The 8,585-nt window shown below is 64.0% G+C and carries 2 protein-coding genes; one reads left to right on the forward strand and one right to left on the reverse strand.

Going from position 1 to position 8,585, the window contains the following annotated elements; genetic code table 11:
• Positions 1-286: 286 nt before the first annotated feature.
• Positions 287-5,746 carry a hypothetical protein gene (locus tag FJ222_10765; GenBank protein MBM4164900.1) on the reverse strand — a complete coding sequence of 1,820 codons (5,460 nt, stop codon included), beginning with the start codon at positions 5,744-5,746 and terminating at the stop codon, positions 287-289.
• A 157-nt stretch (positions 5,747-5,903) separates the two neighbouring features.
• Here FJ222_10765 and FJ222_10770 point away from each other — a divergent pair.
• Positions 5,904-8,585 (forward strand): NgoFVII family restriction endonuclease (locus FJ222_10770; protein ID MBM4164901.1); only part of this gene is annotated, 2,682 nt, incomplete at its 3' end.

Genomic DNA, 8,585 nt, shown 5'->3' on the forward strand with positions numbered 1-8,585 from the left:
AGCACCCCACATCGCAGCCAGCGCGACCAGAACAACGGACACTCGCATACGCACCGCACCCTCCACGCATAGCCCCCTTACTCCGGTTGGAACACCACACCGTTATACTTAATCTTAATCTTAATCCTCCAACCCTCGCCGATCCGACTCGTAGACGGCTCCCAGCGCATGCACACGATCAGTGGATGTGCTGCGGATCAATCCGACCAGCGCCCGTATTCATTGGTGACAGTGTACGATCACATGCATGGTCAAAGCAAGATTACGATTATGATTACGATTACGATTATGAATCAACGACCTCATCAGAACGGCCATGCGCCCCGCGCGCCTCCCTCTGCGGAGACCGCTCCATTCGTCGACACACCAAGTCGCCGCGAGGCTCATTCAGGTCGGCGGGGGGAATCACCTCGCCGCCTTCGAGCGCAAACCCCAGCACGCCCTCGCACGCCTGCCGCAACATCCAACCGGCCGCCCCGGTGTATCCATTCCAGATCATCCGTCCCGGATAGGGGCCAGCAAGAATATCGGCCGCCTGTTTGTTTGGCTGCCCGCCGTAGTTCTCGATCTCCAGCGGCGTGACATGGCTCAGCGGCGATATCTTCAACCACAGACGCAGGCTCGTATCCCGGTAGCGCGCCGCCGTCTCCACATCGCCCGCAGCCTGAGCCCGCTCGCTGATGATCCGGGCCGCCCGCACCAGCCATTGCACGCCATGGCAGTACATCCCGCTTTCACGAACACCCTCCGGATACCGGCTTCCCCGCCCGAGGAAGGGCGTGCCGTACTCCTGCAGCGCAGGCCAGCCGAGTAGAATCACCCGCTCCCTCTCCAGAAGCCGCAACGCCGTGTCGAAGGCCACCCGGGCCCGGTCGGGATTGATCCCCGACAACACCGGCCACGCGCCCATGAGCGCATCGATCTCCCATGACCCGCCGCCTGCCACGCCTATCTCTCTTCCCGAGTCAGCGATGGCGCGCACGTACCGGTCTCCACGCCACAGGGCTTCAATCGCCCGACCCAGTTCCTCCTGACGCCGTCGGTAGACGCCCGCCCGCGGCTGTCCGGCGTGCGCCTCAATGAACGGCAGGAAGTCGCCAAGAACCCGGTACAGGAAGAGGCCCAGCCAGACGCTCTCCCCCCGCCCCTTGCGGCCAATCGCGTCCAATCCATCGTTCCAGTCGCCCGTGCCCATCAGCGGAAGCCCGTTCCGCCCCATCCGGTGATCCAGCACCCAGTCCAGCGCCCTCATGCAATGCCGGTAGAGCGTCTCCACGCGCGGGGTCCGATGGGCAAACCCCACCATTCCATGCTTCCCCGCCGGCAGGGGCGCCAGCGGCGTCTGGGCCCGCAGGTAGCTCGTCTTTTCCTCAAGCAACCCTAGATCCCCCGTCATCCGGACATACTCCTCGACGCCCCAGACCAGCCACAGCAAATTGTCGGAGGCGTGGGAGCGGTTGAGCAAGCCCGTCCGTCCGTCGTGTTGCAGGAAGAACCAGTGCGCCACATCGCCCTCCACGAACTGCTGGGCGGCGTGCAGCAGCACCTGCCGCCGCGCCAGCGCGGGATCCACCCAGATCAGATTCACGGCATCCTGCAACTGATCGCGGAACCCAAAGGCCCCGCTGGACTGATAAAACCCCTTGCGCGCCAGGAGCCGCTCGGCCAGTGTCTGATACTGCAACCACGGAAGATACGCATCGAACGCCGCCTGGTTGGTCTCGACGCGCAGCGCTCCCGCATAGCCGTTCCACCAACGTCGGGTCGCTTCAATCGCCGATTGCGCGGCCTCCACGTGCGCAAACCGCCGGATCAGGGCTTCCGCCCCGGCGCGATCATCCGCCTGTCCGAGAATGACGACCACGCTCCGACTACCGCCGGGCGGGAGGTTGATCATCGTCAGAAACGCCGCCACAGCCGCCCGGTCCACGGGGTCCGCCTCAATCGCACGGCCCTCCGCAACGGCCCGGGGCCGCGCGACTGTGTTCCCTCGCCCCACGAAGCAGCTCCGCTGCGTGATCGTCGTCTCGGCTGGCACGCTCATGGCCACAAAAGCCGGTCCGGAACGGAACGGGTTCCGGGGGTTCTCGAAGAACAGCGCGCCGGACGCCCCGCTCCGTCGCACCCGAAGCGTTCCGGCGTTCTCTGGCTCGTCGGCCAGCGCCATCTGGAAGTACGGAGCCAGCCGCAGGCGTCGCGGCCGGGACGCGCGATTGTGAAGGGTCAGCAGGTAGACCCCCACCGGAGCGTCCGGCGGCACACAGACCGTCAGCTCCGTGGCGAGCGTCCCCTTCTCCATTCGGAAGGTGGCCGTTCCATCCAGGCTGAAATCAGCCAGGAACCGCGCCGCCTCATCCCGAATCGGTTCATAGGTCGGCGAATACCAGGCGTTCTCGGTCGCTTCAAAGAGGTAGAACGCCTCCGCCGGTATTTCCCGTGTCACCGTGTCCGCCCACTCGGCTGTCAGGCGGTTCTGCTGGGCATTCTCGCTGGCGCTGCAATGCAACCCGCGATTCGTCACGCTCAGGATGTGTCCGCAGGCATTGGCCATCGTGTGGTCGTACGGCAGCGGCGTGAAGGGGGTCAGGACCCGCATCGTCCGTCCCGCATCCCGCATCTCGACATACGGGGGCTGAACCCCGGGCACTCGCCGGCCATGAAAAACACGCAAAGGCGCAACGTGAGCGCGCGGCAACCGGGAGGTCGACACCAGCGCGCGCCGGATCCAACTGCACGCCTGGGGCCGGCTGTTCGCGCAACCGATTAGCAGCTTGACCACGCGGCGCTCTCCGGGCGGAATCGTCACGCCCAGCAACAGGCAACCCGTCGGATCGAAATCGGGTCCCGCCCCGGTGTCGCGAGGGGCATGAAAACGGAGCGTCTGCAACGCCTGCGGCGCCCAAAGACTGCTGGCCCGGCCGATAAAATCCACGCGAGTCATCAGGAATCCGTCGGGCGTGATGTCTGCCGCCAGAAACCCGACCTTCTTGGTGTCTCGGTGGCGTGCCAGCACGGCATGCAGACCCGCCACATATTCAACCTCCGGGAAAAGCCGGTTGTACTGCGTGTGGCTCCGGTCGGCAACCGGACTGTTCAACACCCACTCGAGATATGGAACAACCTTGAGCGTGCGCGCCGTTGACCCGTCGTTGCACAGCTCGATCTCCCACACCTCAGCGGCTGGCACCTCGGGCGCGAGCGTAATCCGAACGGTCGTTCGAATCCCGTTGCCGGCACTCGTGATCCGAAGCGCATCCTCCTCCTGGCTCACCGTGCCTTTCGGGAACAGCGACGCCGGCCAGTTTCCCACCGCCGGCCACCAACGCCCCGCCTGACCCTGCGGCACCGCAGCATCCACAATAAACAGGGCGCGGCCTGCGGGATCAATCCCTTCATAGGAACGCCGGGTGACGTCTACATCGCACCGCGGCAGTCGGCTCACAACCTCCCCACCCGCCTTCGCGCACACCTCGTAACGGGGACCAGACAGCGTGTAGGCCGGCTCCTTCCTGCGGGCCACACACGCGGCCACCCGCCGGCACCCCGCCGCCACCGCTGTCGCTACTCCGACACCCCCGGTCATCAGGAGCACCTGCCGCCCGGCTGGCAGGGCGACCAGCGCCTCAACCCAGCCCCGCGATCCAGCCATGATCGCTTGAGAGGTGTTCCAGACATAATCCCAATCCGCGCCTGCGGGGATGTAGTACGGAATCAGCAACGGCGCCCACGTGGCGAAGCGTTTCACCCCCTCGGGAAGAAACCGTACGGTGGCCGCCGGACCGATGAAACGCGCCACCCGCTCGTCCAGCCGGTCGAGCCCGATGAAACTCAGGTTCACCAGTGTCGCCACCCGCAAGCCCATGTGATCGAGCCAGATCACCATCCGAAACCCGCCATAGGCGACAACCCACATAAACAATTCCCGGCTCCACCGGACAAACTCGCCCGTGCTCAGGGAGAAGCTATTCGCAATGGCCACCAGCGTGCGGATGGCCCCATCCTGATTGAACCAGGTCGGCGTCGGCATCTGCCAGAGGAACGTGGCAATGATCGGGGACATCCAGAGGCCCCAGCGCATAACCTGAATCGTGTTTTTGAGAAGTCCTGCAAAACCGCCGCGCGTGGCCAGATTCCGGACCGGCGCCCACTGCCGCTGAAACAGGGCCAGCAAGAACGCCCGGTTCACAGCGAACAACCACGCCGCGATTGCCCAGCAAATCGCACCCATGACCGCCTGGTTGAAGAGCAGCTTGGGGCCGCCGGACTGGGTGCCCAGCAGAACGTACCCCCACTTGCTGAGGATCGGGTAGATGTCGAACCGCGCCGGAACCGCCCCAAACTGGCCGTATGCCGCCAGCCGCTGCCGGATCACCTCCATCTGCGCCGCATCCATGTAGAAGAACAGGGCCGCGCCAAGGCAGCCGCCAAACATACCCTCGACTGCGTAGAGACGCCACGACTGGATGCGGCCCAAGCCGCGACCCGCATAGACGCCGTCCCTCAGGATGCTCACCCCGCCATAAGCGGCCGCGCCAACGATAAACCCCATCCAAACGCGATCAGCCATCGGCAACCCCGTCAGATGATGCCCCAGCGCCAGCGCAACCCCGCACCCCGCCACCGCACCGCGCGAATAGATGACGGGATCGCGCAGGCTCAGCGCGAGCCGACGGATAAACGACCGGCTTTCGTCAAAAGATTCGAGAATCGTCCGCATCAGCGGAAACCCGAGCGCGCACGCCACCGTCAGAAACACAACCGGATGCGCCACGAACGCGCCCCGGACGGCCCCCGTCCCGGCCAATGACTGCACCCCCAGAACCAGCGCCATCAGCACGCCGCTGAACATCGCGCCCTTGGTCAGCCCCCGCACCGCATGCCGCACCAACGAGCGCCACGACGGCCCCTCGCCCGAGAGCGCGTCCAGTATCACGCCCGTCAGCAGAAACACCTCAGCCCACAACATCCCCTGCGAAAGGGCCGTCGCGGCAATCATCACAAGAAATGGCGGCACAGCCAGCGTGACCCCACCCCCCGCCCCCGAACCCACATCCGCCAGGACCGGGGACAGGACCGCACCAACCGAACAGGCCAGCAGGCACAGGTGAGCCTTCCAGCCGGGCAGCACCATCCGCCGCAGCCCCAGACAGAACACGTTCGCGACCCATTCTGTAACGAGAAGAAGCAACGCCATGCGCAGAGCGGTCTGCGCCAGCCATCCGCCACCCGCCGCGCAATCTGCAAGGGCACCCGGCTGCAACCCCAGCAGCGCACCAAAAACAAACGGCACGAGCAGCAGTTCTCCCCGGACCACGAGACCGACCGGCCGACGCCGCGAGGTCAGACTGATCAGATTGGCCGTATGATACAGAACGGCGAACAGCGCCGCGCCAAACGCGCTGAGATGAACCAGATCCCCCCACCCCGTCGGCGCCTTCCACAGCGGATCAGGGGAGGCCGCCGCAGCCAGACACCCGGTCGCACACGCATCGAACAGGAGATCCCGCAGGCGCGGCCGCCGACCGGCCAGGCCCGCGCCCACCAGCGAAATCCCCGCCCCGGTCGTCATCGCGGCCAGCCATCCCATCCACCGGATCGGCACACCCGTGTTGCCCAGCGAATAAAGGCCCACCGCCAACCCCGCGACAAGCACTGCGGAAAACCCAAAACACAGATCCCGCCACAACCCGCTCAATCGACCGGCTGAACACGCGCCAGAACCGTTTGTCATCCCCTGCGAGTACATCCGCTCAGTATATACGGAACACCGGGCCCAAGGAAAGACTGGGGTAATCGGTTACTTGCGAAGTGTTGCGCTTTTTGGACAAACGGACTAAACTGACCCCACTTGTCTGGATAAAAGCGCAGCGGGATATCGGTCCAATAACATCACGTTTTTACGTATGCCACGCATTTTTGACAATATCGAGCTCGAATTGCTGCCCACGCTGCGGCAAACGCTCCAGATATCCGAACATGCTGATTTTTGCGTGGGCTACTTCAATCTTCGTGGGTGGAAGTCCATTGACGGGCTGATCGACAACTGGTCGGGCGGCACCGACAGGCAGTGTCGCCTCCTGGTCGGCATGCAGCGTTTGCCGCAAGAGGACCTGCGGGAAGCTTACAGTCTTCTGCCGCACGAGGACCCGATAAGCAATCAGACCGTCATCCGCCTGAAACGCCGGTTGGCCGAGGAGTTCCGCGCCCAACTTACGATTGGTGCCCCGACCGATAGCGATGAAGCCGGCTTGCGCCGACTCTCCGCTCAGCTTAAAGCGGGCAAGGTGGTGGTCAAACTTCATCTCAGGCACACCCTCCACGCCAAGCTCTACCTCTGTTTCAGACCCGATCCGAATAATCCCATCACCGGGTTTGTCGGATCCAGTAACCTCACGCTTTCGGGTCTCTCCAAGCAAGGAGAACTCAATGTCGACGTCCTCGATCACGACGCAACCCAGAAACTCGCCCGCTGGTTCAATGACCGATGGGGTGACCGGTGGTGCGTGGATATCACGAAAGAACTCATCCAGGTCATTGACGAAAGCTGGGCTCGGCCCGACTGTCCGCCGCCATACCAGATTTACGTCAAGATGGCCTACCACTTGGCAGAAGAAGCGCGTGCGGGCCTTTCGGAATTCACTATTCCGGCCGACATGCGGGGCATTCTTTTGGAGTTTCAGTCGGCCGCTGTCCGGATTGCGGCCCGTCATCTGGAGAAACGCGGCGGCGTGATCCTGGGCGATGTCGTAGGCCTTGGTAAAACGCTCATGGCCACAGCGCTGGCCCGATTGTTCCAAGACCCGCCCCGGTCACTCGAAACCCTCATCCTCTGCCCCAAAAACCTTGTCGGCATGTGGGAGCATTACGCCCACCGTTTCCGGCTCATCGCAAAGGTTGTCTCCATCACGCAGGCTCAGAACGTCCTGCCCGACCTCCGCCGCTACCGCGTTGTGGTCATTGACGAGAGCCACAACCTGAGAAACCGTGAGGGCCGCCGCTGGGCCGTTGTCCGTGACTACATCGCCCGCAACGCCTGCAAGTGCATCCTCCTTTCCGCCACACCTTACAACAAGGCATACCTCGACCTCGCCAACCAGCTCCGCCTATTCCTCGAACCCGAGGACGTGGTCGGCATCCGGCCGGAAGAGTACCTTCGCCGCGAGTGCGACGGTCGCCCCGACGAGTTCACCCGACGCCACCAGTGCCCGCTCAACTGCCTCGCGGCCTTCGAGAAGAGCGCGCATCCCGACGACTGGCGCGAAATGATGCGGCTGTTCATGGTCCGCCGCACGCGCAGCTTCGTGGAACGGAATTACGCCCTTACCGAGTGCCCGGACTGCCACACCGTCCTGCAGGCCACCCATGAATCCTGCCCCTCCTGCTCGCGTGCCAAGGCCAAGCCCGACCGCCGCTTCCTTGTGCTGGAGGGCGGCAGCCGGTTCCATTTTCCAAAACGCCTGCCCAAGGCGCTTCACTTCCGCATCCGCGAGAGCAATCCCGACGACCAATACGCCAAGCTCTACTCGCAGGTGGTCGTCGATACCGTCCGCATGCTCCACCTGCCGCGATACGGACTGGCCAACTATCTCAAGCCCTCGTTCGACACCCCTGCGACCACTGAGGAGCTGGCCCTGATGCAGGACCTTTCCCGCGCTGGCAAACGGCTCATCGGCTTCTGCCGCACCAACCTGTTCAAGCGGCTCGAAAGCAGCGGCCACGCGTTCCTCCTCTCGATCCGCCGCCACATCCTGCGCAATCACGTCTACCTTCATGCGATCAAGCACGGACTGCCGCTCCCCATCGGAACCCAGGACTCGTCGCTCTTTGACACGCGGGACGATGACAGCGATGACGGCGGGCCGCAAGCCACAGAGGTCAGCGCCCGCTCGCTCGACGAGTTCTCCCAAGTCGCGTCCGATGGCTATGCCCTGCTGAAGCACGAGCATGGCGGCGACTTCGAATGGCTCCGCCCCGACCTGTTCGCCGACGAACTCGCCGCACACCTCAGGCAGGACTCCGAGCGGCTGTTCTCCATCCTTACGCTTGCAGGGGATTGGCGGCCGGAAAAGGACGAGAAGCTCGCGGAGCTTCACAAGCTCCTCACCCGGAAGCATCCCGCCGAGAAGGTGATCCTCTTCTCCCAGTTCGCCGACACCGTCAATTATCTGCGCGACCAGTTGCAGGCGAGAGGTCTGAACAAGTTTGCGGCGGTCACCGGGGACACCGATGATCCGTCTGCGTTCGCCAGACGTTTCAGCCCTGAATCCAACCAAGCGGCAGGCGCCGTCTCCGCCGCTGACGAGCTGCGGGTCATCGTCGCCACCGATGTCCTCAGCGAGGGCCAGAACCTGCAGGACGCCGCCATCATTGTCAACTATGACCTGCCCTGGGCCATCATCCGGCTCATCCAGCGCGCCGGTCGCGTGGACCGCATCGGCCAGAAGGCGGAAGAGATCCTGTGCTACTCCTTCATCCCCGCCGATGGCGTGGAACGCGTCATCCGGCTCCGCTCTCGGGTCCGCCAGCGCCTCCACGAGAATTCCGAGGTCGTCGGCACGGACGAGACCTTTTTTGAGGACGAAAAG

It is taken from the genome of Lentisphaerota bacterium, assembly GCA_016873675.1.
GTDB lineage: Bacteria > Verrucomicrobiota > Kiritimatiellia > RFP12 > JAAYNR01 > VGWG01.

Bases quoted from the DNA above. Each gene is read 5' to 3' on its own strand.
- FJ222_10765 (MBM4164900.1), bottom strand. From the start codon at position 5,746: ATGTACTCGCAGGGGATGACAAACGGTTCTGGCGCGTGTTCAGCCGGT.